The following is a 23,970-nucleotide window of genomic DNA, read 5'->3' on the forward strand; positions in this document are numbered from 1 at the left end:
TTGCTTGCAATAGAAGGATCGCCTACGTGACTTCCACGGTCTCACCGCCCACACCGCCCGCGCTCCAGGCACCGATCTCCAGGAACCGCTGGTGGGTCCTCGTCGTCGTCGCCCTGACCCAGCTCGTCGTCGTCCTCGACGGCACGATCGTGAACATCGCCCTGCCGCAGGCCCAGGAGTCGATCGGCCTCTCCGACGTCGAGCGTCAGTGGGTCGTCACGGCCTACGCGCTGTGCTTCGGCGCGCTCCTCCTGCTCGGTGGGCGCATCGCCGACTACTGGGGCCGCAAGCGCACCTTCATGGTGGGGATGATCGGCTTCGGCCTCGCCTCCGGCTACGGCGGTCTCGTCGACAGCGGGACCGAGCTCATCGTCGCCCGCGGCCTGCAGGGTGTCTTCGCCGCGCTCATGGCTCCGGCCGCGCTCGCGATCCTGACCACGACGTTCCCCGGCGGCAAGGACCGCATCACCGCGTTCGCCGTCTTCGGCAGCATCGCGGGAGCGGGCGCAGGCGTCGGGCTGGTCCTCGGCGGGGTGCTCACCGAGTTCGCGAGCTGGCGCTGGTGCCTGCTCGTCAACGTCCCGATCGTCGCGGTCGCCGTCCTCGCGGGAGCGTTCCTGCTGAAGGAGTCGCGGGCGGAGGGGGACAAGACCTACGACTGGATCGGCGCCGTCCTTGTCATCCTCGGTCTGGGCTCCCTGGTCTACGGCTTCACGCGCGCCGAGCACGGGTGGGGACACGCCGACGTCATCGGCTTCATCGGGGGCGGTGTCGTCCTGCTGGCACTGTTCGTCTTCAGCCAGACCAAGGTCGCGCACCCGCTCCTGCCGCTGCGCGTCATCAACCACCGGGTGCGTGCGGGTGCCCTGCTCCTGCAGGCGGTCGCCGGGACCGTCATGATCGGCGCGATGCTGTACGTGACGCTGCACCTGCAGATCGTGCTCGCGTTCAGCCCGCTCGAGGCCGGCTTGGCGTCGCTCCCGCTGACCGTGGTCATCGGGGTCGTCGCACCCGTGCTGGCGAAGTTCCTGCCCGTCACGGGCCCGCGCGTGATCATGATCGTCGGTCCCGTGCTGGGCGCGGGCGCGATGCTCTATCTCAGCCGCCTGACGGCGGACGGTTCCTACGCCGTCCAGGTCCTGCCCGCCCTGGTCCTGCTCGGCGTGGGCATGGCGATGATGTTCGTGCCGATGCAGAACCTCGCGCTCGTCGGGGTCGAGCCGCACGACGCCGGGGTGGCAAGTGCGGCGACGAACGCGGCCATGCAGATCGGCGGGTCCATCGGCCTGGCCATCTTCACCGCGGTCTACGCGTCGGCCAGCGCCGGCGGCATGACGGTCGACGCCCTCGTCGACGGGTACTCCGCGGCGTTCGTCGCCACGGCCGTGACGCTCCTGGTCGGCATGGTCGTCGCCATCGTGTGCATCCGCGGGTCCAAGGAGGAGCTCATGCCCTCCGCCGACGGCGTGGTGCACCTGGGCTGAGGCCGTCGCGCGCGGTGGCCGGTGGTCGGTGACCACCGGCCACCGGCGTCCGGGCGCCCGTGCCCGCGGGCCTGCACGTGCGGTCGCGCCGTGCCGGTGGAAGCCTGGTCCCATGACCAGCGACGAGGGATCCACACCCACCAACGACGACGCGAGCTCCACCGAGGAGCCCGACACCGCGTACGACGCCTCGGCAGACCCCGACGCCGACCCGGGGATGCTGAACCCCCGGACCGGCGCGGCCGCAGCCGCGGACGGCTCGGAGACGGACCAGGACCCGGACAGCGACCCGAACCAGCTCAACCCGCGGGGCGACTGAACGAGCGCCAGCGGTGGTCGGGAGAGCCCGGCGGTGAGACGCTCGGATCGCTGAAGGAGCCGGCGGACGAGCAGGTGCACCACCGGAGGATCCCGCTATGTCCGAGTCCGGCCAGCAGTTCCCCGCGCAGCAGCAGCAGCCCCCCGGCCTGACCGAGCCGATGACACCCGCGCCCGACCACGGCGAGTCGAGCTACCAGGGGTCGGGCCTCCTGGGTGGTCGCAAGGCGCTCATCACCGGTGGGGACTCCGGCATCGGCCGGGCGGTCGCCATCGCGTTCGCGCGGGAGGACGCCGACGTCGCCATCGTGTACCTGCCCGAGGAGGAGCAGGACGCGGACGAGACCGCCGACTGGGTCGAGCGCGCCGGGCGCCGGTGCGTGCGGGTGCCGGCCGACCTGCGCAACGAGGACGAGGCGCGGGAGGCCGTGCGCACCGCAGCCACCGAGCTGGGCGGCCTGGACATCCTGGTCAACAACGCCGGCTTCCAGTGGGCGCGGCGCGAGTCGGTCGCGGACATCACCACCCAGGACCTCGACCGCACGTTCAAGACGAACCTGTACGCGCTGTTCTGGGTGACGCAGGAGGCGCTCGAGCACCTGGGCGAGGGCGCGTCGATCATCAACGTGTCGTCGATCCAGGCCTACCAGCCGTCGGAGTCGCTCCTGGACTACGCGGCCACCAAGGCCGCCATCAACAACTTCACCGTCAACCTGGCGGGGGAGCTCGGCGCGCGGGGGATCCGCGTCAATGCCGTCGCACCTGGTCCGATCTGGACGCCGCTGCAGCCGGCCACCCAGCCAGAGGAGAAGGTCGAGACGTTGGGCTCGGAGACGCCGCTCGGCCGGGCGGGTCAGCCGGCCGAGGTCGCGCCCGCCTTCGTCTTCCTGGCGGCCAGCTCCACGGCCTCCTACGTCTCCGGGACCGTCCTCGGCGTCACGGGTGGCAAGCCCGTGTTCTGAGCCGGGCACGTCCTCCGTCCGGCGTGCGAAGGGCGGGCGGCGGGCCGACGATGGAGCTCACGACGACCGGTACCAGCCGCGGCTGCCGTGCGGGCAGCCGGGAGAGGACACGAGCGATGTCGGACACGGAGAAGGGCGACCTCACGGGGACTCCCGACAAGGACTACAACGTCATCTGGTTCGTCGAGGCATGCCTGAGCAACGTGCTGCGCCTCGAGACGTACATCGGCGACGCGGAGCGGGACGGCGACACCGAGCTCGCGGAGTTCTTCCGCCGCGCCCAGGCCGAGAGCCGCAAGGGCGCGCAGCAGGGCAAGGCGCTGCTTCGGGAGCGGCTCGGACGGTAGGCGCGCCGCGCTACCCGCCCGATGTTCCGGGCATGAGGACCGGACGCCGCTAGGGTCCGGGCCGACGCCTGGCTGCCGCAGGAGCGGAGCCGCGACCCGCGCTGGGGGTCGTCACTCCGTCGGCTTGGTGAACGCGGCGTGCATCGCGGCCTTCGCGCGGTCCGGCAGCAGGGCGGCCGCCGCGGTCTGCGACTTGACCTTGAGCGAGCCCACCTCCACCTTGTCGCGGCCCTTCATCAGGGCGTCGAACGCCTCGGCGGCCACCTTGGCGGGATCGTCCTTCGGGCCCTGCCCGACCCGGGTCTCGACCATGTCCGAGCGCTCGAAGAAGGCGGTGTCCGTCGGCCCCGGCAGGAGCGCCGTGACCGTCACGCCGGAGTCCTTCAGCTCGTGGCGCAGCGCTTCGCTGAAGGACAGGACGAACGCCTTCGACGCCGCGTAGGTGGCGTAGTACGGCCCGGGCATCAGGCTGGCGGTCGACGCCGTGAACAGCACGCGTCCCTCGCCCCGGCTCACCATGGCGGGCACCAGCGCCTTGGCCAGCCGCACGGGGGCGACCACGTCGAGCGCGATGACCTCCAGGTCGCCTTCGAGCGGCGTCTCCAGGAAGGCGCCCCCCTGGCCGACGCCCGCGTTCAGGGCGAGGGCGTCGACCGGCCGGCCGGCACCGCGGACGGCGTCGACGAGCGTCTGCACGCCTTCGACCGTCGTGAGGTCCGCCTGCACGGCGTGCGCCGTGGTGCCCTCCCGGCCCAGCTCGGCGGCAACGGTGCTGACGCCGTCGTCGTCCGCCGTGACGAGCAGGTCGAACCCGTGCTCGGCGAAGGTGGTGGCCAGTGCGAGGCCGATGCCGCTGGAGGCTCCGGTAACGACGGCGAAGGGGTGCGGCGCGGTGCTGGCAGGCATGGGGACTCCCGACGGGATCGATGTGGCGCTGCCTGCCTCGCGCTCCTGCGACCGTAGGCCGCAACCCGCCCTGCCCGCACGTCGAGCGGCTCAGGCGGGGGTGAGCACGTCCCGGCGCAACCCGACGCCGGCCCCGGTGCCGCTCGCCGCGCGGACCACCCCGATCGACGGTAGGACTGTGCCTGGGCACCACCTGCCGGCGAAGACGGGGCCGGCGACGGACGACCCTCGCGAGGGGACGCATCGATGCCCCTGTCCCGACCCACCTCGTCGGACCCGACCCGGGGACGCGTCGTCGTCACGGGCGGCGCCGGCTTCCTCGGCAGCCACCTGAGCACGGAGCTCCTCGACCGCGGCGCCGAGGTGGTCTGCCTCGACAACTTCCTGACCGGGTCGCCGGGCAACGTCGCCCACCTGATGGACCGGCGCGGGTTCCGGCTCGTGCGCTGCGACGTGACCGATTTCGTGCACGTCCCCGGACCGGTCGACCTGGTGCTGCACTTCGCGTCGCCCGCGTCCCCGGTGGACTACCTCCAGCTGCCGATCGAGACGCTCAAGGTGGGCTCGATCGGGACGGGCCATGCCCTGGGGCTCGCCAAGGAGAAGGGCGCCCGGTTCCTGCTGGCATCGACCTCCGAGGTCTACGGCGACCCCCAGGTGCACCCGCAGACGGAGGACTACTGGGGGCACGTGAACCCGGTCGGTCCGCGCGGCGTCTACGACGAGGCGAAGCGGTACGGCGAGGCGCTCACGACCGCGTACCGCACGACGCACGGGGTCGACACGGCGATCGTGCGGATCTTCAACACGTACGGGCCACGGATGCGCCCGCACGACGGCCGGGCGATCCCGACGTTCATCCGGCAGGCGCTGGCGGGGGAGCCCGTGACGGTGGCCGGCGACGGCAGCCAGACCCGGTCGGTGTGCTTCGTGGACGACCTGGTGCGGGGCATCCTCGGGCTCGCCGCCCACGGTCACGCGGGGCCGATGAACATCGGCAACCCGACCGAGCTCACGGTGCGCCAGATCGCCGAGGACGTGATCGCCGCGACGGGGTCGCGCGGGGGCATCACCTTCGTGGACCGGCCCGTCGACGACCCGGAGGTGCGGCGCCCGGACACGTCCCTGGCCGCCCGGGAGCTGGGCTGGTCCCCCCAGGTGCCGTGGGCCGAGGGGCTCGACCGCACGATCCGCTGGTTCGCGCAGGCGCTGAGCGCATCAGCCTGACGAGGCGAGCAGGGCGTCCACCGCGGTGACGACCTCGTCGGTGCCGATCGCGTCGAGCGCCGGGTCGAGCACGGTGCCGTGCGGGTCGCCGACGGCGCTGCCGTTGCCGTGCCACAGGACGGGGTGCAGGTCGGCGTCGATCGCGGGGCCCCACCAGAGGGGCGGGGTCGGGCCGAAGACCAGCACCGACGGCGTGCCGGTCGCCGTCGCCAGGTGTGCGACGCCCGTGTCGCCGCACACCAGGAGCCGGGCGCCGGCCACGCGCGCGGCGAGGCCGTCGAGCGAGAGCCGTCCGGCCCGCCGCACGCCGGGGCCGGCGTGCGCCCGGACGTGCTCGCAGAGGCCCTGCTCGGCCGGTCCTCCGGTCAGGGTCACGGGCACGCCCCGGTCGGCAAGGTGGCGGGCGACCACGGCCCACCGCTCGGCCGGCCAGCGGCGTGCGGCGGACGCGGCGCCCGGGTGCAGGAGCGCCTCGGTCGAGCGGACAGCGCCGACGTGGAGCCGCAGGTCGTCCCGGTCGCACGCGCCGCCCGCCGAGCGCACCAGCCGGCACCACCGGTCCACCTCGTGCTCGTCGGGGCGCCACGCCGGGCCGGAGTGGTCCGGTGTCGCGAACGCGACGAGCCGCGACGGGCGGGTCTCGGCGAGCAACGCATGGCTCTGCGGTCCCCGGCCGTGCAGGTTGACTGCGACGTGCTGCCGGCCGACCCAGCGCAGCGGGGCCAGCAGCCCGACGGTGTCCAGCACCTCGTCGACCAGGCCGAGGCCCTGCAGCCACCGCCCGACGACCTCGGGCGCGGCCAGCACCAGGCGCCGGTCCGGCCATGCCCGGCGCACCCCGCGCAGGGCCGGGATGCCGGTCAGCGCGTCGCCGAGCCCGAGCGCCCGCAGGACCAGGACGTCCGCGCGTGCGGCGGTCACGGCCAGGAGCTCTCCCCGGACGACATCACGAGCATCTCGCGGATCTCGCTGCCCACGGGCTGGGTCAGCGCGGTCAGCACCGCTGCGGCGGTCGCGGCCGGGTCGTTGAGCTGCGCGTCCGGGCCCGGCCGGTACTGCTCGGTGCGGCCGTCGAAGAAGGCGGTCTGCATGCCGCCGGGGATCAGCAGCGTCACCCCGACCCGTCCGGCGAGCTCCGCCGCGAGCGCGTGGGTGAACCCGCGCACCGCGAACTTCGAGGCGCAGTACGCGGTGGCGTCGCTCATGCCGCGCAGCGCCAACGTCGAGGCGACCGTGACCACGGTGCCGCGCGTCTGCTCCAGGTAGGGCAGGCAGGCACGCACGACCGCGACCGTGCCGAACAGGTTGACCCGCACCACCCGCTCCCAGGTCTCTGTGTCCACCTCCCCGAGCGGTCCGCACGCGTCGGTGCCCGCCGCGGTGACCAGACCCGTCGGCGCGCCCACCTGGTCGACGAGCTCCTCGACCGCGCGGGCGGCGGCGGCGGAGTCCGACAGGTCGACGAGGACGTGCGGGACGCCGTCGCGGGGCGCGGCGCGGTCGAGGACGGCCGGCGTCCCCCCGGCTGCGGCCACGGCCTCCACCACGGCGGCGCCCAGGCCGCTCGCCCCGCCCGTGACGATCACGGTGCCCACCGCGCGGGGCGTGAGGGCAGCGAGCTCGGGTCCGCTCGACGTGTCGATCATGCGACCTCCTCCGGCTGGCGCGCGCGGGCTCGTCCCGTGCGCTCGATCAGGGACGACGTGGAGCGGCCGTCCAGGTAGGGCAGCAGGACCACGCGTCCGCCCCCGGCTCGCACCACGTCCGTCTCGGGAAGCGGACGCCCGCCGTAGTCGCCGCCCTTGGCCCACACGTCCGGCTGCAGCGCCGCGAGGATCTCGCGGGGGTCGTCCTCGTCGAACACCACGACCGCGTCGACGCAGTCGAGGGCCTCGAGCACACGCGCACGGTCGGCGGAACCGACCACGGGCCGGCCCTCGCCCTTGAGGCGTCGCACGGAGTCGTCGGAGTTCATGACCACCACGAGGGCGTCGCCCAGGCGTCGGGCGGCCTGCAGGGTCGCGACGTGCCCCGCGTGCACGATGTCGAAGCACCCGCCTGTGGCGACGAGCGTGCGACCGCCGAGCCGGAGGCGGGTCGCCAGCGCGGCGACCTCCTCGTCCGGCGCGCCGCCGACGGGCTGCCGGCCGGTGACCTGGGGCATGCCGCGCCGTGACCGGAACGCCTCGGCACCGCCCGCGACGACCCATGCCGACGCGTCGGCGACCGCGGCCCCGACCGCGGCGGACACCAGCCCGCCGCGGGCGAGGACGACGGCCGCCGAGGCAGCGAACCTGTCACCGGCGCCGCAGGTGTCACCACCGCGGGCGGGGGTCGCGGGCACGAACAGGGGCTCGTCGCCGGTCGTCGCGAGGAAGGCCCCGCGGTCGCCTGCGGTGACCGCGACCGCACGGGCGGCCCAGGCCGCCCGCAGCGTCTGGGCGAGGGCGTCGGGAGAGGCCGCGTCGGCAGAGGCGCCGTCGGGTGCGGCCTGCCGGGCCTCGGCCAGGTTGGGGGTCACGAGCGTGGCACCGGCGACGGGCGCGCCGCCCCGGGGGTGCGGATCCCACACCACCGGGCACCGTGCGGCGACCTCGGTCAGCAGGGCACGCAGCCGCTCGTCCGTGGTGACGCCGGCGCCGTAGTCGGAGACGAGCACGGCGTCGGCCGTCGCCAGCGCGGCCCGGACCCGGTCCTCGGACAGTGTGGTGGGCGTCCCCGGACCACCGTCGTCGACGCGCACGAGCGAGTGACCGTCGCTGCGTGCACGGACCTTGCGCCGGGTCGGCCCGTCGTGCCCGAGCGCGACCACGTCGACCTCCGGTCGCAGGGCCTCGACGAGCCCCCTGCCGTCGAGGTCGCGGGCGACGGGCGTCACCAGCGTGACCCGGGCGCCGCCCGCCGCGCACAGGAGGGCGGCCAGTCCCGCGCCGCCGGGGGAGTCGCGGGTGGCGGTGACGTCGAGCACCGGCGCGGGAGCGTCGGGGCACAGCCGCTCGATCCGGCCGTCGATGTCACGGTCGAGCACGATGTCCCCGACCACCACGACGTGCGGGCGGTCGTCGGTCACCGCGGCTTCGCCGCGATCCGGCTGCTCGAGTCGCTCCAGGTGCGCGTCGACGGCCGCGCACAGCGCGTGCACGAGGACCAGGTGGACGGCCTGGACCGCCGCGGTGGAACCCGCCGGCACGCAGACCGCCGCGTCGCTGGCGTCGACCAGCGGGTTGGGTCCCGCGCCCGTGAGTGCCAGGACCTGCAGGCCGAGCTCGCGGCCGCGCTCGGCGGCGCGCAACACGTTCGGGCTGCGGCCCGACGTCGAGAGCAGCACCAGGACGTCGTCCGTCCGGCCGTGCGCCTCGACCTGGCGGGCGAACATCTCGTCGGCGCCGTAGTCGTTGACGATCGCGGTCAGGCTCGAGGTCTCCGCGCACAGGGCGATGGCCGAGTACGGGCGACGCTCGGCGACGAAGCGCCCGACGAGCTCCGCGGTCAGGTGCTGCGCCTCGGCCGCGCTTCCTCCGTTCCCGGCCGCGAGCAGGCGCCCGCCGGCGCGCAGGCGCTCCGCCACCCGCCGACCCCACTCCTCGACGGTCGCGGACTGCTCCTGGACCGCGCCCAGGGAGTCGGCCAGCTCCGCCAGGTGCGCGTCGACCCATCCGTTCGCACTCATCCGACGGCCACCTCCGTGAGCACCTTGCCGCGCGCCAGCGTGCGGTAGACCAGTGCCGTCTGTGCGGCGACGCGGTCCCAGCCGTACCGCGTGACCGCGCGACGGCGTGCCGCGGCGCCGAACGCGGCGCGGCGGTCCGGGTCGTCGAGCAGGGACCTGAGCGCCGACGCCAGGGCGCCGGGGTCGCGCGGCGGGACCAGGAGTCCGGTACGGCCGTCCTGGACGGTGTCGAGAAGACCGCCCACGGCCGATCCGACGACCGGGACACCGCACGCCGCCGCCTCGATCGGCACGATCCCGAACGGCTCGTACCACGGCGTCGCGACCACCACGTCGGCCGAGCGGGTCAGCACCGGGAGGGCGTCGTGGTCGACGCGGCCGACCAGACGGACCCGGTGGCGCACGCCGCGGGCCGCGGCGAGCGCGAGCAGGCGAGCGGCCTCGGCGTCGTCGCCCAGCTGGTCGGCGGACGGTCCGCCGGCCACGACGAGCTCGGCGTCGGGCAGGTCCACGAGCGCGTCGATGACGGTCTCGATGCCCTTGCGCTCCACCAGCCGCCCGATGCAGAGCAGCCGGAACCGGGCCGTGCGCGGCAGCCCCGCCATCTCGACGACCGGTGCGGGCCGGAAGTGACCCACGTCCACCCCGCACGGCACGACGCGGACCCGGTCGGCGCCGACCCCGAGCCGCGCGAGCTCGGCGGCCTCGTCGGAGCAGGTGGCCACGACGACGTCCACGCGCCGACCGATGGAGCTCTCGATGGCGATCCGGCCCGGCGGGCTCGTGTCCTTGTCGCCCTGGTGGCGGCGCTTGACGGAGCCCAGGGCGTGGAACGTCTGGGCGACCGGGGTCCCGGTGACGGCGGCGGCGCGCAGGGTCGCGAACCCCGACATCCAGAAGTGGGCGTGCGCGACGTCGGGCACCCGCTCTCCGCTCCAGTGCTCCGCGAGCAGGTCACCGAACGCGGGCATGTAGGGCAGCAGGTCGTCCTTGGGGACCTGTCGCGGCGGTCCCGCCGGGACGTGCACGACCGTCAGGCCCGGGACGAGCTCGACCCGCTCCGGGAGATCCCGGTCGTCGCGACGCGTGTACACGTCGACCTCGTGACCTGCCCGCGCGAGCGCGGCGCCGAGGGCGGCCACGTGGACGTTCTGCCCACCGGCATCGACACCACCGAGCGTGGCCAGCGGGCTTGCGTGCTCGGACACCATCGCGATCCTCATCGCGTCACCTCCTTGAGCAGGGACTGCCAGTCGGACAGGAAGCGGGACAGGCCGTAGTGCCGGAGCGCGTGCTCACGGGCGGCCTGGCCGCGGTCTCGGGCCTCCTCGGGGTCGTGCAGCCACCTGCGGGCTGCCTCCACGAGGACGTCGGGTCGGGGACTGACGACGCCGGCCGCGGGCGGGACGGCCTGCGGTGCGGCTGTCGAGGCGACCGCGAGGACCGGCATGCCGAGGGTCATGGCCTCGATCAGGGACAGGCCGAGGCTCGTCCACCGGTACGGGTGCAGGTAGGCGCGGGCGCCTGCGAGCTGCGGGTGCAGCCGGTGCTGGGGCAGGTCCTCGTGCAGGTGCGGGGCCAGGTCGGGCGCGTGCGCGGCCAGCCCGCCGACGCCCATCCCGTAGACCTCCACCGGTATCCGCTCGGCCGCCGCGAGCAGCACGTCCGTGCCGGCCACGCGCCAGCGCCGCACGGGCTCGTTCACCACCGCCGCGATGCGTGCACGATCTCCGGTGTACGCGTAGCCGGGGTCGGGTATGCCGTGGTCGATGACCGTCGTGGGGGCGCGGCCGCAGTCCCACATGAGCGCGTTGAAGTCCGAGACGTGCGCCACGACGAGGTCGGACCGGTCGGCGAGCAGGTGCCGTGTGGTCGCCGCAGGCCCGGACGGTGCGTTGTGCTCGACGTACACGGCGGGGACGTCGACGCCGGGCCGCAGCCCGGTCCAGCGCTCGACCAGGTCGAGGTCACGCGGGCGCTGGAGCACCACGACGTCGACCGGCTCGTCACGCAGGTTCTCCCATGGGACCTCGCGGGCCGCGACGGGCCAGTCCCACGTCCTGGCGCGGCCCAGTCCGTCGGGCGAGCGCGGACCGTCCATCGGCACCAGGTACTCGTCGGCGCCCTGGACGAAGGAGGTCATCCACGAGCCGTGCACGTGCCAGACCAGGACCCTCATGCGACGACCTCCTCGGGCACGGCGGTGGCGAGCGCGTCGACGGCGGCCCGCACCTGCTCCGGGGTGACGGACGTCAGGCACGGGTGCCCGGGCAGGGGGCACTCGCGCGCCCGGGTGCCGACGCAGGCCGCACCCTGGTCGCCCAGCACGATGCTCGGCACACCGAACGGTGCCCAGCGCCGGGCGGGGACGACGGGAGAGAACAGCGAGACGACCGGCGTCCCGACGGCCGCGGCGAGGTGGGCGGGTCCGGTGTTGCCGACCACGACCACCTCCGCGCCGGACAGCACGGCCGCCAGCTCGGCGAGGCTCGTGCGGCCGCCGAGGTCCACACCGGCCCGTCCGGCCACCGCCGCGGTGAGGTCCCGCTCGTCGGGTCCGCCGGTGACGAGCACGGCGCGTCCGGCCGCGGTCAGGCCCGCCACGATCGCGCGCGCCTGGTCGGGCGACGGTGCGCGCGACGGCACGGAGGCGCCCGGGTGCACGACGACGTATCGCGACCGGGGAACCAGGGGCTCGACGTCGGGCAGCGGGTGTCGTACCGCGAGCCGCCCCTCGTCGCCCGGCGCCGGGGAGCCGCCGGCTGCGACGGCGAGGTCGAGTGCGGCCTCGACCTCGTGCAGGCCGTCGGGGCGGCGGTGCCGGACGTCGAGCAGCGTGCCGGGGTAGTCCTCGCTGGTGGCAGCCACGAACGGCACGCCGGCGAGCCGCAGGACCAGCGCCATGGGCAGCGGGCTCTGGTGGAAGGACGTGAAGACCACCGCGCGGTCGTAGTGCCCGGCGGCGACCCGCTCCATCAGGTCGGCGACCGCGGAAGGGTCCACGGGCACGGGGGACAGTCCGCTCCAGGGCGGGTCGAACACCAGGATGGACCGCACGCCCGGCAGCAGGTCGCTGGCCCGCCGTCCTGCCGGCGAGACGAGCAGGTCGACCGGGCCGAGATGCCCGAGCGCCCGCAGCGCCGGACCGGTCAGCAGGACGTCGCCGTCCGAGTCGAGCCGGACCGCCAGCACCGCGGTCATCGCGGACGCTCCAGGTCGGGCACCAGCATCGAGACGGCCTCGCGCAGGTCCGCGGCCACCAGCTCCGCGGAGCGCACCTCCTCCGGACGGGTCGCGGCCGTGGGCACGAGCACCGCCCGGGCGCCGGCCGCCCGGGCGGCGTCGATGTCGGCGCCGATGTCACCGACGACAGCGCACTCCCACGGCGCGAGCCCGAGCTCGTGTGCCGCCCGCAGGACCATCCCGGCCGCCGGCTTCCGGCACGGGCAGGCGGAAGCCGGGCCGTGCGGGCACACCTGGACGGTGTCGAACGGCCCGAGGAGCTCGGCGACGCGACCGTTCACGGCGTCGACCTGGGCCCTGCTCAGCAGTCCGCGGGCGACCCCGGACTGGTTGGTCACCAGGCCGACGGCCACGCTCGAGCCGCGCAGCGCACCGAGCGTCTCGTCGGCGCCGGGGACCGGGTCGACCCGTGCGGGGTCGCCGTTGTACGGCACGTCGTGGATGAGCGTGCCGTCGCGGTCGAACAGGACCGCACGCGCCACCGGACGCCACGGCATCGCCTGCCGGTGCGCGATCGTCCCGGTGATCCGGTGCCGGACGGCCGCGAACGGGATGACGGCGCTCGTCCACGCCATCCGGCGCCACTCGGCCGCGCCGTCCGGCTCGCCGAGCCGCGGACCGGGGCCGATGCGGCGTCGCGCGAAGTCGCCGGTGAGGAGGAGCCAGGCGGCCGCCGCTGCCGTTGCCGGGCCGCGCCGGCCCAACGAGGCCGCGCCGACGGCGGCGACGGCCGTCCCGACCGTGACGACGTGCCACGGGAAGCGCCCGCGACCGGTGCCCGCCAGCTCACGCCAGCGCCGGCCGTGCAGGGCGCGCATCAGGGCGTCGTCCGCCGCGCCGGCCTGGACCCGCACGCTGACCCGGTCGTCGGCGGGACGCACCGGGTGGTGGGTCGTGCGCGAGCCGTGCTCCAGGCGCCAACCGGCCTGCCGGAGCCGGAGCGCCAGGTCGGCGTCCTCCCGGTAGGCGCGCGGGAACCGCTCGTCGAATCCCTGCACCGCCCGCAGCGCCGAGCGCCGGAACGCCATGTCCGCCGTCGCCCACAGAGCGTGCTCGAGCCCCGCGGTGCTGCGCTCCCAGTCGGTCGGCCGGCGGTCCGTCGGGAGGGGGACGCGCAACCGCGCCTGGGTGCCTGCCACGTCCGGACCCGCCGCACGCAGGTCGTCGAGGAACGCGCGCGCCCAGCCCGGGGGCAGCAGCACGTCGTCGTCCAGGAAGGCGACCCAGGGGTCGGCCGTCGTGCGCCACCCCGCGTTGCGCGCGGCCGCCGGGCCGCGGCCTCCGGTCCGCACCACTCGGCTCGGCCACGGCAGGTCGGGCAGGACGAGCGGCACCGTGGAAGACAGCGGGCGGTCGTCGCAGACCACGACGGACGACGGGCCGGGTTCGGCGGCCGACCAGTCCTGGCCGACCAGGCCGGCCAGGAGGGCGTCGAGAGACGGTCTGCCCACGGTGGGCACGACCACCGACCACGACGGGCCTGGGTTCATCGGGTCGCCGTCCGGAACAGCTCCCCGCGCCGCACCAGGTGCGGGCCCAGCACGAGGAGGTCGACGGGTGCGGAGCCGAACAGCTCCAGGGCGTCGCGGGGGTCGTCGACCATGGGCCGGCCCGCGGTGTTCAGGCTCGTGTTGATGACGACCGGCAGCCCGGTGCGGTCGCGGAACGCCTCGATCGCCGCTCCGAGGCGCGGCTGCGTCCGGGGGTCGACCGTCTGGATGCGGGCCGTGCCGTCGACGTGCACGGCGGCGGGGATGCGGTCGCGCCACTGCGGAGCGACCTGGTGCACGAACAGCATGTACGGGCTGGGCACAGGTCCGGCGGAGAACAACTCCTTGGCCTGGTCGAGCAGCACCATCGGCGCCACCGGGCGGAACTGCTCACGGCCCTTGACGTCGTTCAGCCGCTCGAGGTTCTCCGCGTGCCCCGGGTGCGCCAGCAGCGAGCGGTGCCCGAGGGCGCGGGGACCGAACTCGCTGCGGCCGTCGAACCAGGCCACGACCCCGTTGCCGGCCAGCACGTCGGCCACCTCGCCGGCCAGGCCGGCGGGAGTGCTGAACGGGACCGCCGCGGCGCGCAGCCAGTCCGCGAGCGCGTCGTCGGTCCAGCCGCGGCCCAACGAGGCGCCCGGCATCGGTTCCGGCGTGTCCCCGAGCTCCGCGGCGAGCTGCATCGCCGCGCCGAGCGACGTCCCGGCGTCGCCCGCGGCCGGCTGCACCCACACCTCGTCGAAGCCGCTCTCGCGCCAGATCCGGGAGTTGGCCACGCAGTTCAGGGCGATGCCCCCGGCCATGGTCAGCACGCGGTCACCCGTGCGGTGCTGCAGCCAGCGCGCCAGCTCGACCAGGACCTCCTCGAGCCGCGCCTGCACCGAGCACGCCAGGTCGGCGTGCTCGCCGCCCCACGTCCCGTCGTCGACCCGCGGGGCCGCCCAGCGGCTCCAGTCGGGGGGCTCGGCGACGAAGCCGCCGTCGCCGGTGGTGTAGATCAGGGACCGCAGGTCGTCCAGGAACGTCGGGCTCCCGTAGGAGGCCAGAGCCATGACCTTGTACTCGTCGCTCGAGCGCAGGAAGCCGAGGTGCTCGGTGAGGGACTCGTAGACCAGGCCCAACGAGCTCGGCAGCTCCTGGGTGGCCAGGATGTCCAGCCGCCCGCCCGTGTAGCGCCCGGCCAGGTGGGACGCACGCTCCCCGCGGCCGTCGAGGACCAGGACGCTGCTGTCCTCGAACGGGGAGGCGAGGGCCGCGGAGGCCGCGTGCGCGACGTGGTGCGGGACGTATCGCACGATCCCCGGGTTGATGCCCGGCAGCGCCGTGGCCAGGAAGCCGGGGACGCGCTCCGCGTAGGTGGTGCGCAGGTGGTCCCAGGGGTCGTCCAACCCGAGGTCCGCCGCGTCCTTGGCCAGGGCCGGGTCCCAGCCGTAGGCGACGGCGTCGAGGTTCTCGGGGCGCAGGCCGGCCTCCGCGAGGCACCAGCGCATCGCCAGCTCCGGCAGCTCCCAGGCCGAGAACGGCACGGGCCGCTTGCCGTGCTTGCGCCGGCTGAACCGTTCCTCCTCGGCTGCGGCGACCACCCGGCCGTCGACGACGAGCGCGGCGGAGGGGTCGTGGTAGATCGCGTTGATGCCCAGGACACGCATGGGTGGCACGCCTCTGCTCGGTGATCCAGAGTCGTGCGTGTTCTGCACACGACGCGCGATGCTCGGTTCGGCGGCTTCTGCCCGCCACTGTGGAGCACTTCTCCGAGAGCCGCACGTTGAACCGCTTCTCGCCCGTCGAACCGGAGGACGCCCATGACGATCACTTCCCGCCCGGACATCGAGGTGCACCGGCTCGCGCAGCACTACGTCGGGGGCCGGGCGGTGCCGGGGGAGGGCAGCAGGGTGTTGGAGAGGCGCAGCCCCGTCACCGGCGAGAGCACCCTGGTGCTCGTCCCGGCCACCCCGGGGGAGGTGGCGCGTGCCGTCGCGGCGGCCGACGAGGCGCGCGTCGCGTGGCGCAGGACGCCCGCAGCGACCCGGGCGACCGCGCTGCGTGCCGCGGCCGCGGCGGTCCGCGCACAGGCCGACGAGCTGGGCGCCGCGCTGTGCCGGAGCACCGGACGGCTGCTGTCCCAGTCCGTGGAGTCGGCGCGCGTCGCCGCCGACCTTCTCGACGAGGCCGCGGCCGCGGGCACAGGTGCTGCCGGGCGCGTGCTCGGAGGCCCGCTGTCGGTCCTCGACGTCGTGCGCCGTGAGCCGCACGGCGTGGTCGGCGTCATCACCCCCTGGAATGACCCGTTCCCCGCGGCGGCGGGCCTGATCGGCGCCGCTCTGGTGACCGGCAACACGGTCGTGCACAAGCCGTCGGAGCGCAGCGCCGCCCCCGGCTGGCACCTGGCGCGGCTGATCGCGGAGCAGCTCCCCGCCGGGGTCCTCGACGTGGTCAACGGCGACGGGGCGACCGGTGAGGCGCTCGTCGCCGACCAGCGCGTCGCCCTGGTCGCCCAGGTCGGCAGCACGGCCACTGGTCGGCGCATCGCCGCCGTCGCGGGTGCTCGCGGTGCGCGGGTGCTGCGGGAGAACGGCGGCAAGGACCCGCTGCTCGTCGACGACGGCGTCGATCCGACGTGGGCGGCCCAGCAGATCGCGACCGGCGCCTTCACCAACACCGGCCAGCTGTGCACCTCCGTCGAGCGCGTCTACCTGCACGAGCGGGTGGCCGACGCCGTCCTGACGGAGCTCGTCGACCTCTGCGCGCGGCTGCGGGTCGGTGACCCCGCGGACAGCTCCACGGACCTGGGTCCGCTCGTGGACGACGAGCAGCTCGCGGTCGTCGAGCGGCACGTCGACGACGCCGTGCGGTCGGGTGCCCGAGTCCTGGCGGGCGGTGCCCGGCTCGAGGGCCCGGGGGCCTTCTACCCGCCGACGGTGCTCGACGGGTGCACGGCCACGATGGAGGTCATGACGGAGGAGACCTTCGGACCGGTCGCCGCGGTGACGCGGGTGCCCGACTTCGCGGCCGGACTGCAGCTCGCGGCGTCCGGGCGCTACGGGCTCGCCGCCACGGTGCTGACGCCGCACCTCGACCACGCGCTGCGCGCCGCCGACGAGCTCGACGTCGGCACCGTGAAGGTCAACGCGGTGTTCGGCGGCGCGCCGGGCGGGTCCGCCGACCCCCGACGCGACAGCGGCGCGGGTGCCGGGTACGGGCCGGACCTCCTCGACGCCATGACGGTGCTCAAGGCCGTGCACATCGAGGCCCTGCCGCCTTCCGGGAGCTGAGCAGTTCACCCGGCGCGCGCCACGACCAGGCCGTGCCTACCCTGATGCCGTGACGCGCCCCTCCCGGAGCGGGCTGCGTCGGTGGTGCCGCGTGCACCACCCGGGTCCTGGAGACGTCGGGGCCGTCGAGGGACGAGGAGCCGTGCTCCTCAGCGACGGCCGGCCGGGCTGCCGCCGCTCGGAGGCCCCATGTCCAGCGCCGCGCCCCTGACCCGCGCACGCCGCCGCACGCCCGTGATCGTCCTCATGGCCCTGCTCCTCGTGATCCCGGGGACGTGGTTCGCGCTGGGCGGGGCTGCCTCCGCGGCCGTCGTCGCCGACGCGAGCCCGACCGGTGGGTCGGGCAGCACGTCCGGCCCGGCTTCCGAGGTGCCCACCCCGGACCATGCGACCGACTACGACGACGGGGTCGGCGGCCCCCACCAGGACACACCCGAGGAGATGACCGGCCGGGCCGTGTCCGGCGGCACGGTCGCCTTCATCGTCGCGGTCGTCGTGGTCGCGGCGGCGATTATCGTGGCCCTCGTCGTGCGCGGTCGCCGCCGGCGAGCGGCGGGGGAGGGCGACCTGCAGGGCGGGGGTGGCGACCCGCGGTGAACCGCGGTCAGCCGCGCCCCGCGCGCCCGCGCCCGCCATGCCGCCGGCCCGGTCGGCCCCGACCCAGCGCCCGGACGCTCTGAGACCTGCACAGGGCGACGAACGCGCGGGTCCAGCGGACGACTCTCGCCATGTGCTTCCTTCGGGCTCGGGGGCTCTCCTGGGGAGGACGGTTCACACCGGCCCCGACGGGCGGCCCGCGCGGCCCCCAGCGTATGCGGCCGCCTCCTCGACCAGGCAGGTCGACGGTTCGCGGAGCCGCGTGGCGCCCTGACGCCCCGCTCAGTCGCGCGGCGGACCGCCGGCGTCCCGTCCTCCGCCGAGGCCCCCGAGCACCGCCGCGGCGGCGTGCGGCAGGTCGACGTTGCGGTTGCCGGCCGCGCTGCGCAGGATCGTGAGCCCCTCGTCCGCTGTGCAGCCCTGGTTCTGCATCATGGCGCCGATGGCCTGGTCGATGGCCGCCTGGGCCGCCAGCGCGGTCTGGAACGCCTCGAGCTTGGCCTGGAGGTCCGTGACGTTCAGCACCAGGCCCATCACGAGGCCGATCTGCTGCGCGTACATGTCGGCACGCACGATCGTGTCCCGGGTCCACGGGGCGACCCGCTCCGAGTACACGTTGAAGGCGATCTCGGCATCCGGTCCTGCGGAGGAGGGGAACGCGGCTGCCGACCGGAATCCCACGGTCAGCGCCGCCTGGGTCCAGTCGTGCCAGCGGTCCTCCAGGGCGAGGTCGGGCACGAGCACCGCGTGCATCTCGTCCATCGCCTCGATACAGCCGCCGGAGTGCTCCTGGTTCTCCACGTCGTCGCAGTGCCCCGCCCGGTGGCTGCTGCTGGCCGCGCGCCGAGCGTGGCCGGTCCGGCGCAGCGTGATGCTGCACTCGCTGTCCGTCCCGAGGTGCGCGGCCGCGCGGAGCGCGAAGTCACCCAGGCACCACTGCGCCAGTGCGGCCTCGGCCTCGACCCGTCCGCTGAGGTCCCTGTAGTCGCTCATCGGGTCCTCGCCTGGTCGCCGGCCCGGGTCGAGCGCTGATGGACCTGCGGACGGCGACCCGGGGGACCGGCGCTCCTTCACCATCGCACACCTCGGCGGGGATGACGCCGGTCTCCGGTGCCCGGTCCGATCGTCGCCGGTCCGCTTCCTCGATGGTGCGCCGAGCCGCGTGGCTCACGGTCGATGGGCTCTCGAGCGCACCGTGCACGGGGTGGTCGTGGGCCGCGTCCACGTCGAGCCCCGAGCGACTCCGTCCGCCCGGTGGACGTCCCCTTCTGTCGCGGGACGCCCGGCATCGGCCTAGTGTGAACTAGCTCACCCAAGCCGACCCGGTCTCCGGTCGGCCGGGCGGATCCCCGTAGGTTCAGCTCAGCAGCCTGTGTCCCGGCGCCCCGTCCTCGTGGTGAGCAGTGGAGGCTCTTGTGACTACCGCAGCGACGATGACGGTGGGCCAGTTCACCTATTCCACCGGGGTACCTCGATGGTCGTGGTCGGACGGGATGTTCGCGCTGCACGGGATGGCGCCCGGGGACGTGGTGCCCACGCGCGCGCTGTTCCTCAGCCACGTACATCCCGAGGACCGCAGCCGGGTCGACAACCTCCTGGACGTGGACCTCACGGGCGGACAGCCGGCCGCCTCGGAGTACCGGCTCGTCGACCTCCGCGGAGAGACGCGCACCGTCCTCATCGCCATGAGCGCGGGCAGCCCGGCCGACCCACCGGACAGCGTCCGAGGGCTGGTCGTCGACGACTCCGACCGGCACCGCCGGGCGGTCGCCGACGGCGTGAACGCCGAGCTGCACCGCGCGCTGGAGTCGCACGCCGTCATCGACCAGGCCAAGGGTGCGCTGATGGCCGTCTACGGCGTGGACGGCGACGCCGCGTTCCAGCTTCTGCGCTGGGCCTCGCAGCAGCGCAACATCCGCCTGCGGGTGCTCGCCGAGAGGCTGATGGCGGCGGTCCAGTCAGCGGGCGGTCTCGGTCCGCAGGTCCGGGCCCTGGTGGACGAGACGTTGGTCGCGCTCCTCGACGACGCCGCCGTCCCGCAGCAGCAGGCCCGTCCCGCGCCGTTGCGATTCTCGTTCGACCACCGCGCACCGGTGCCGACGCTCCGGCTGGTCGGTTGTGTCGACGTGATGTCGATGGGCGACGTCTCCAGCGCCCTGAACCGGCTCATCGCCGCGGGGCGGGATCGGGACAGCGTCGCGGTCGACCTGCGGGGTGTCGACCGCGTCGGTGCGGTCGCCCGGTTCGTCCTGACGGCCGCCCGGCGACGCAGCGAGGGCCTCGGCACGACGATGCGGATCGTCGTCGACGCGCAGCCCGCCTCCGTCGGCGCGCGGGCCGGGTCCTCCCCGGAGAGCCACGCTGCCCACGCCCGGTGAGCGCCGGCGGGCACCAGCAGAGGACGGTGATGACCACTGGGCCGGCCTGGGGCGATGGGGCGGGCCCGCGTGGAAGGCGCGCCTGCCGAGAGACCATTCCACGACGTACGTCGGAGGTGGCAGGTGGGCGCGAGGAGCACGGGCAACGCCGTGGCTGCCACGGGAACGTGGACGGACCCGGACGGCGTCCGTCGGCCCGCGGGCGAGGTCCATGCCTGGCGCAGCGGTACCAACCAGACGGTGTGCGGGCTCAGCCTGCACCGCAGCAGGCTGACGCGGTTCCCGCACGTGGCGTGGGCCGACGTGCAGCCCGCGACGGGTGCCCACGCCGACCAGGTCGCTGTGGTCTGCCCGCGCTGTGCCGCGGCGATGGGCAGGCGCCGCGACGAGCGTCGCTGGTCCCGGACCCACCCCCGCCCCTGACGATCGCGACCCCTGGAGCGACATGACGACGACGAGCCACGACGGACCAGCGGACCCGAAGCCCCCGAGCATCGCGCCGGGGCTGATCCTCGGCCTCGGCCTCGGGGGATTCATCGACGGCATCGTGATCCACCAGCTGCTCCAGTGGCACCACATGGTCAGTCACACGCCGGACCACCCGATGACGACGCTGGAAGGGCTGGAGGCGAACACCTTTGCGGACGGGCTGTTCCACAGCCTCACGTGGGTCTTCGTGGTGCTGGGCATGCTGCTGACGCTGGTCGCCTGGCGCCGGGGACGGCTGGCGCCCACGTGGCGGTTCCAGATCGGGCTGCTGGTGGCCGGGTGGGGGATCTTCAACCTGGTCGAGGGGATCATCGACCACCACATCCTCGAGCTGCACCACGTCCGCGACGACCTCGGCGGGCCGCTCGTGTGGGATCTCGGGTTCCTGGCGTTCGGCGCGGCGCTGCTCGTCGGCGGATGGGCGCTGCACGTGTCCGGACGCCGGGCGCTGGCCCGCCGGTCCGTCCTGGCGTGAGACGGGTACCGCGCTCGCGGTGCCGGGTCGCCCGCCGGGAGCGTGAGGGCGCGCTCGCGTGAGCCCCGACCGGGCCTCGCGCGCTTGAGCCACCAGTGGCGGGACCCGGTAGACGGTGCAACGCTTGTTGGCGGCAAAGCCCAGGAAGCGGGCACGCCGCCCCCCCCAAACGAACGGACTGACTCTTGAGCGCCTCGACTGGAAACGCTTCCACCACTTCGTCCCGCGACACCCGCCGCGCGAAGAGCACCGGCCTCTTGGTGGCCGCTGCCGGGATCGTCGTCTTCAACATCTCGCCGCTGCTGAACTGGGTGAACCCCGACGAGGGTGCAGACCCCCGCACCGGCTACGAGACCGACTCGCTCGTCCCGTTCATCGCCTACCTGGGCATCGGCCTGCTCGTGGCGTTGTTCTATGCCCGCAAGCGGGCGCGCCGCGGACAGCACCGCGGCCTGACCCTCGTGTCGATGGCCGTCGGTATCGCTGCAGCCATCCAGTGCCTGGCCTTCGGCCTGAACCCGATGGGTGGACTCGAGCGCGGCGACAACCTCGCCGCCGACCTGGGGGTGTGGGTCGGCTTCATCGGCGCCGCCCTGTGGGCCATCGGGTCCTTCCTCCTTGCCAAGGAGATCGAAGGCGACGACGACGAGCGCGACGAGGCACACCGCACGCGCTGACCCGAGGGCAGCACCGTGAGGGGGAGACGGCACCGCCGTCTCCCCCTCACGCGTCTCAGGTGCGTGCCGACGCGGATCGATCCGTGCGCTGACAACCGGCCTCGCCCTGCTACAGGTGCACTGTCTCGTCGGGTTGGCGCAGTCGGCACGGCCTCACCGCCTTCGCCAGGGCGGATCGCTCAGAGGAGTCCCGCGGGTCGGTCGTCCCGGAGAACCTAGGCACCGCTGTAGTTCTCCGTCCGGTCGACAAGACCGTGCTCGTCGTGGATGTGGTGCTCGACGTGCCGGGCCTGTGCCTCGGCCCGCCCCGCGGCCACGGCCTCCTCACGCGTCGCGTACCGCTCTCCGACCTGCCGAGCGGCGATCTCGTTGAGCCACCAGCCCTCCCCGGGGACGGTGTGCACCGGGTGGTCTGACATCGCACTCCTCCTTTCATGCCGTCGGGCACCGAGCACCGGTCCGCCCGCGGGGTCGGTCGGCGCGACCTCGTCGCGCGCGGTGAGCCGACGTGACCCCGAAGCCGAACGTCGGCCCCGAGCCGGGCCCACTCGATCAGGACGCCGCGCTCGTGTCGGCGGCGACCTCGGTGGTCATCACGCAGTTGCCCTTCCCCTTGGGCCGCTGATAGGTGAAGCCGAGCTCCTCGTACATGGTCCGGGTCGCGTTGTAGAGGAAGGACGCCGAGGTCTTCTTGCCCACCGGCAGGTCGTGCGGGTACGACTCGACCAGGCCACCTCCCGCCGCCGCGATGAGCGCGAGCGCACCGCGGACAGCGACGGACGCCATGCCCGAGCGTCGGTGGTCGCGGTCCACGAACAGGCACGTGATCCGGAAGTCGGGCCGGCGCTCGAGCCCTCGTTCCCACTCCTTGCGGTGGTGGATGTTCTGCAGCTCGTCGACCGTCCCGAACTGGGCCCACGCCACCGCGACGTCGCCGTCGAACACCAACGCCGCGTGCGTGCGGCCCGCCTCGACCAACCGCCGCTTGAACTCGCGGTGGTCGAGTCCGCGGAACTCCTCGTCGAGTTCGGGGTAGAGGTGGAAGTAGGTGCACCAGCAGCCGCCCCACACGCCGTTGTGGCGTTCCGCCAGGTCGGCGAAGGCGTCCCAGGTCAGCGGGCTGAGCGGCTGGATCCGAAAACCGTCGACGACAACGTCCCGAGCGTCCATCTGCCGACGGTAGCCGCGGCGCTGTGACGCGACAATGCTTCGGCCTGTGCCGCGATGTCCAGCTCCATCCGGCGCAGTTCGATCGTCTGCGCCATCGAGCGGAACAGCATGTTCGACCCACCGATGGGGCGACGACACCGAGGGTCTGGGTGATCCCGTCGTGCCAGGCCCACCAGGCCGCCAGCTCGTCGGTGAGATCGAGGCCCGGGAGAGCAGTGGCGAACGTGCCGACCGGGTCGGGGTGGGGTGGGGTGGGCTGATCGGCCAAGGTGAGCCAGCCGCGCGGACTCGTAGCCCCGCACGAGCGATCCGAGCACATCGGCGGAGCTTGCTCCGGCTGCGGTCGCTCATGGCCCGTGGTCCTTCGGGCCGTCGTCCCATGGCGCAGTTGGGGTGGTGCCGCCCGTCTGCCACGGCGTGAAGCCGAGGCGCTGTTCGATGACGTCGCTCGCGATGCGGTCCAAGCTCGTGCTCTCGGCGAACGCATGGGCGCGGAGGATGACCAGGGCGTCCTCGGGCGTGAAGCCGCCGTGCGCGACGATCATGCCCGTGGCCTGGTGGACCCGGGCGCGGTTCGACCATCCCGCGAACGGCGTGGCGCCGTGCGCGCTCGGGTCGTCCAGGAGCGCGGCGCCGACGGAGTCGGCGAGGAACTGGGCGTCCTCCAGGCTGTAGGACAGCTCGCCGGTCCCGCGGTACACGGTGATGACTCCGAGCGTCGCCTCGCCCGGTTGCATCGGGATCGCCCACACCGTCAGCGGCCCTGTGAGGCTGCTCGCCAACCCGGAGAACACGGGGAACAACCGCCCGCCGAGCCCATCGACCTTGGTCACCACCGCCTGACCGCTGCGGTACGCGTCCTGGCCGGGCCCCTCGCCGAGGACGTCTTGCAGGTCCTCGATCTGCGCCGACACCCCGTCGGACGTGCTGAGGGTCAGTCGCTGGCTCGTCGTCGACGACAGTGTGATGGCGCCGCCATCCGCCCCGAGGACCTCGACATACGCACGACACAGCCGCACGGGGAGCGGCTCCTCGGCCGGCGCGGACGCGATCACTCGTGCCAGCTGTGCGAGCGCCATGATCCGGTCACTCACGGAGCCACCCCCGCCGCAAGTCGCCACCTGGCCACACGGCGACGTCTCCACCTGCGGATTGGCCGGACACATCGGTCCCGACCCGTCTTGCGACACTAACCCGATCCGATCTGCTGAGCCCGTCCAGCGGCCAACCGCTCCGCGGCTTCGTTGTTCTGGGCACGGTGCTGG

At 74.2% G+C, this 23,970-nt stretch carries 24 protein-coding genes; 11 read left to right on the forward strand and 13 right to left on the reverse strand.

Annotation, left to right across the window (positions count from 1 at the left end; translation table 11 throughout):
* The first annotated feature begins 26 nt into the window (after window positions 1–26).
* The 4 genes from KG102_RS08140 to KG102_RS08155 all read left to right on the forward strand — a co-directional run bounded on the left by KG102_RS08140 (window position 27) and on the right by KG102_RS08155 (window position 3,111).
* On the forward strand, window positions 27–1,484 hold the full coding sequence (locus KG102_RS08140; protein ID WP_249667518.1) for an MFS transporter: 1,458 nt from the start codon (window positions 27–29) through the stop codon (window positions 1,482–1,484).
* Window positions 1,485–1,596: 112 nt separating this feature from the next.
* A complete protein-coding gene (locus KG102_RS08145; protein ID WP_208213587.1) occupies window positions 1,597–1,803 on the forward strand; it encodes a hypothetical protein in 207 nt (68 codons plus the stop codon).
* A gap of 97 nt (window positions 1,804–1,900) precedes the next feature.
* Entirely contained in the window at window positions 1,901–2,764 is an 864-nt protein-coding gene (locus tag KG102_RS08150) for an SDR family oxidoreductase (protein ID WP_208213586.1), read from the forward strand.
* A 116-nt stretch (window positions 2,765–2,880) separates the two neighbouring features.
* A complete protein-coding gene (locus KG102_RS08155) occupies window positions 2,881–3,111 on the forward strand; it encodes a hypothetical protein (protein ID WP_208213585.1) in 231 nt (76 codons plus the stop codon).
* A gap of 111 nt (window positions 3,112–3,222) precedes the next feature.
* On the opposite strand, the gene KG102_RS08160 is transcribed toward KG102_RS08155, so the two are convergent.
* On the reverse strand, window positions 3,223–4,017 hold the full coding sequence (locus KG102_RS08160) for an SDR family NAD(P)-dependent oxidoreductase (RefSeq protein WP_208290036.1): 795 nt from the start codon (window positions 4,015–4,017) through the stop codon (window positions 3,223–3,225).
* 246 nt (window positions 4,018–4,263) lie between these two features.
* Between KG102_RS08160 and KG102_RS08165 the strand changes: the two genes are divergently transcribed.
* A complete protein-coding gene (locus KG102_RS08165; RefSeq protein WP_208290035.1) occupies window positions 4,264–5,244 on the forward strand; it encodes an NAD-dependent epimerase/dehydratase family protein in 981 nt (326 codons plus the stop codon).
* Here the strand turns inward: KG102_RS08165 and KG102_RS08170 are convergent.
* From KG102_RS08170 to KG102_RS08210, 8 genes are read right to left on the reverse strand one after another with little or no spacing between them, the layout of a single operon-like run.
* Complete coding sequence (locus KG102_RS08170) at window positions 5,236–6,165, reverse strand: glycosyltransferase family 9 protein (protein WP_249667519.1); 930 nt, start codon at window positions 6,163–6,165, stop codon at window positions 5,236–5,238. The two genes, KG102_RS08165 and KG102_RS08170, sit on opposite strands and share 9 nt — an antisense overlap.
* Entirely contained in the window at window positions 6,162–6,890 is a 729-nt protein-coding gene (locus KG102_RS08175) for an SDR family oxidoreductase (protein ID WP_208290034.1), read from the reverse strand. The genes KG102_RS08170 and KG102_RS08175 overlap by 4 nt, the downstream gene beginning before the upstream one ends.
* The gene (locus tag KG102_RS08180) at window positions 6,887–8,914 is read right to left on the reverse strand and encodes a PfkB family carbohydrate kinase (protein WP_307802853.1); all 2,028 of its coding nucleotides are present in this window, start codon (window positions 8,912–8,914) and stop codon (window positions 6,887–6,889) included. The genes KG102_RS08175 and KG102_RS08180 overlap by 4 nt, the downstream gene beginning before the upstream one ends.
* Window positions 8,911–10,137, reverse strand: a complete 1,227-nt coding sequence (locus KG102_RS08190) for a glycosyltransferase (protein ID WP_208290033.1) — start codon at window positions 10,135–10,137, stop codon at window positions 8,911–8,913. The genes KG102_RS08180 and KG102_RS08190 overlap by 4 nt, the downstream gene beginning before the upstream one ends.
* Window positions 10,134–11,093 (reverse strand): glycosyltransferase, encoded by a 960-nt coding sequence (locus KG102_RS08195; protein WP_208290032.1) that lies wholly within the window; start codon window positions 11,091–11,093, stop codon window positions 10,134–10,136. The genes KG102_RS08190 and KG102_RS08195 overlap by 4 nt, the downstream gene beginning before the upstream one ends.
* Complete coding sequence (locus tag KG102_RS08200) at window positions 11,090–12,115, reverse strand: glycosyltransferase family 9 protein (RefSeq protein ID WP_208290031.1); 1,026 nt, start codon at window positions 12,113–12,115, stop codon at window positions 11,090–11,092. The genes KG102_RS08195 and KG102_RS08200 overlap by 4 nt, the downstream gene beginning before the upstream one ends.
* Window positions 12,112–13,647: an HAD-IIIA family hydrolase gene (locus KG102_RS08205; protein WP_208213577.1), complete on the reverse strand. Its 1,536-nt coding sequence runs from the start codon at window positions 13,645–13,647 to the stop codon at window positions 12,112–12,114. Before KG102_RS08205 ends, KG102_RS08200 begins: the two co-directional genes overlap by 4 nt.
* A complete protein-coding gene (locus KG102_RS08210; protein ID WP_208290110.1) occupies window positions 13,644–15,296 on the reverse strand; it encodes a carbamoyltransferase family protein in 1,653 nt (550 codons plus the stop codon). The genes KG102_RS08205 and KG102_RS08210 overlap by 4 nt, the downstream gene beginning before the upstream one ends.
* A 153-nt stretch (window positions 15,297–15,449) precedes the next feature.
* On the opposite strand from KG102_RS08210, the gene KG102_RS08215 reads away from it, so the two are divergent.
* Together KG102_RS08215 and KG102_RS08220 are read left to right on the forward strand one after the other, a co-directional pair.
* On the forward strand, window positions 15,450–16,919 hold the full coding sequence (locus KG102_RS08215; protein WP_208290030.1) for an aldehyde dehydrogenase family protein: 1,470 nt from the start codon (window positions 15,450–15,452) through the stop codon (window positions 16,917–16,919).
* Window positions 16,920–17,108: 189 nt separating this feature from the next.
* Entirely contained in the window at window positions 17,109–17,516 is a 408-nt protein-coding gene (locus KG102_RS08220; protein ID WP_208290029.1) for a hypothetical protein, read from the forward strand.
* Window positions 17,517–17,798: 282 nt separating this feature from the next.
* Here the strand turns inward: KG102_RS08220 and KG102_RS08225 are convergent, their stop codons facing one another.
* Window positions 17,799–18,509 carry a GAF domain-containing protein gene (locus KG102_RS08225; RefSeq protein WP_208290028.1) on the reverse strand — a complete coding sequence of 237 codons (711 nt, stop codon included), beginning with the start codon at window positions 18,507–18,509 and terminating at the stop codon, window positions 17,799–17,801.
* A 422-nt stretch (window positions 18,510–18,931) separates the two neighbouring features.
* On the opposite strand from KG102_RS08225, the gene KG102_RS08230 reads away from it, so the two are divergent.
* The 4 genes from KG102_RS08230 to KG102_RS08245 all read left to right on the forward strand — a co-directional run bounded on the left by KG102_RS08230 (window position 18,932) and on the right by KG102_RS08245 (window position 21,535).
* The gene (locus KG102_RS08230) at window positions 18,932–19,894 is read left to right on the forward strand and encodes a PAS and ANTAR domain-containing protein (protein ID WP_208290027.1); all 963 of its coding nucleotides are present in this window, start codon (window positions 18,932–18,934) and stop codon (window positions 19,892–19,894) included.
* Window positions 19,895–20,044: 150 nt separating this feature from the next.
* On the forward strand, window positions 20,045–20,317 hold the full coding sequence (locus KG102_RS08235) for a hypothetical protein (protein ID WP_243884858.1): 273 nt from the start codon (window positions 20,045–20,047) through the stop codon (window positions 20,315–20,317).
* Between the two features lie 22 nt (window positions 20,318–20,339).
* Window positions 20,340–20,858, forward strand: coding sequence for a DUF2243 domain-containing protein (locus KG102_RS08240; protein ID WP_208290026.1), 519 nt, complete (start codon window positions 20,340–20,342; stop codon window positions 20,856–20,858).
* Window positions 20,859–21,118: 260 nt separating this feature from the next.
* Entirely contained in the window at window positions 21,119–21,535 is a 417-nt protein-coding gene (locus KG102_RS08245; RefSeq protein ID WP_213363047.1) for a hypothetical protein, read from the forward strand.
* A 215-nt stretch (window positions 21,536–21,750) separates the two neighbouring features.
* Here KG102_RS08245 and KG102_RS08250 read toward each other — a convergent pair whose 3' ends face one another.
* The 3 genes from KG102_RS08250 to KG102_RS08260 all read right to left on the reverse strand — a co-directional run bounded on the left by KG102_RS08250 (window position 21,751) and on the right by KG102_RS08260 (window position 23,850).
* On the reverse strand, window positions 21,751–21,954 hold the full coding sequence (locus KG102_RS08250) for a DUF2188 domain-containing protein (RefSeq protein ID WP_208213569.1): 204 nt from the start codon (window positions 21,952–21,954) through the stop codon (window positions 21,751–21,753).
* 133 nt (window positions 21,955–22,087) lie between these two features.
* Entirely contained in the window at window positions 22,088–22,705 is a 618-nt protein-coding gene (locus tag KG102_RS08255; RefSeq protein WP_208290025.1) for a GNAT family N-acetyltransferase, read from the reverse strand.
* Between the two features lie 347 nt (window positions 22,706–23,052).
* Window positions 23,053–23,850, reverse strand: a complete 798-nt coding sequence (locus KG102_RS08260) for a GAF and ANTAR domain-containing protein (protein ID WP_213363048.1) — start codon at window positions 23,848–23,850, stop codon at window positions 23,053–23,055.
* Window positions 23,851–23,970: the final 120 nt, after the last annotated feature.

It is taken from the genome of Cellulomonas fengjieae (genome assembly GCF_018388465.1).
In the GTDB taxonomy this organism is placed as follows: Bacteria; Actinomycetota; Actinomycetes; order Actinomycetales; family Cellulomonadaceae; genus Cellulomonas; species Cellulomonas fengjieae.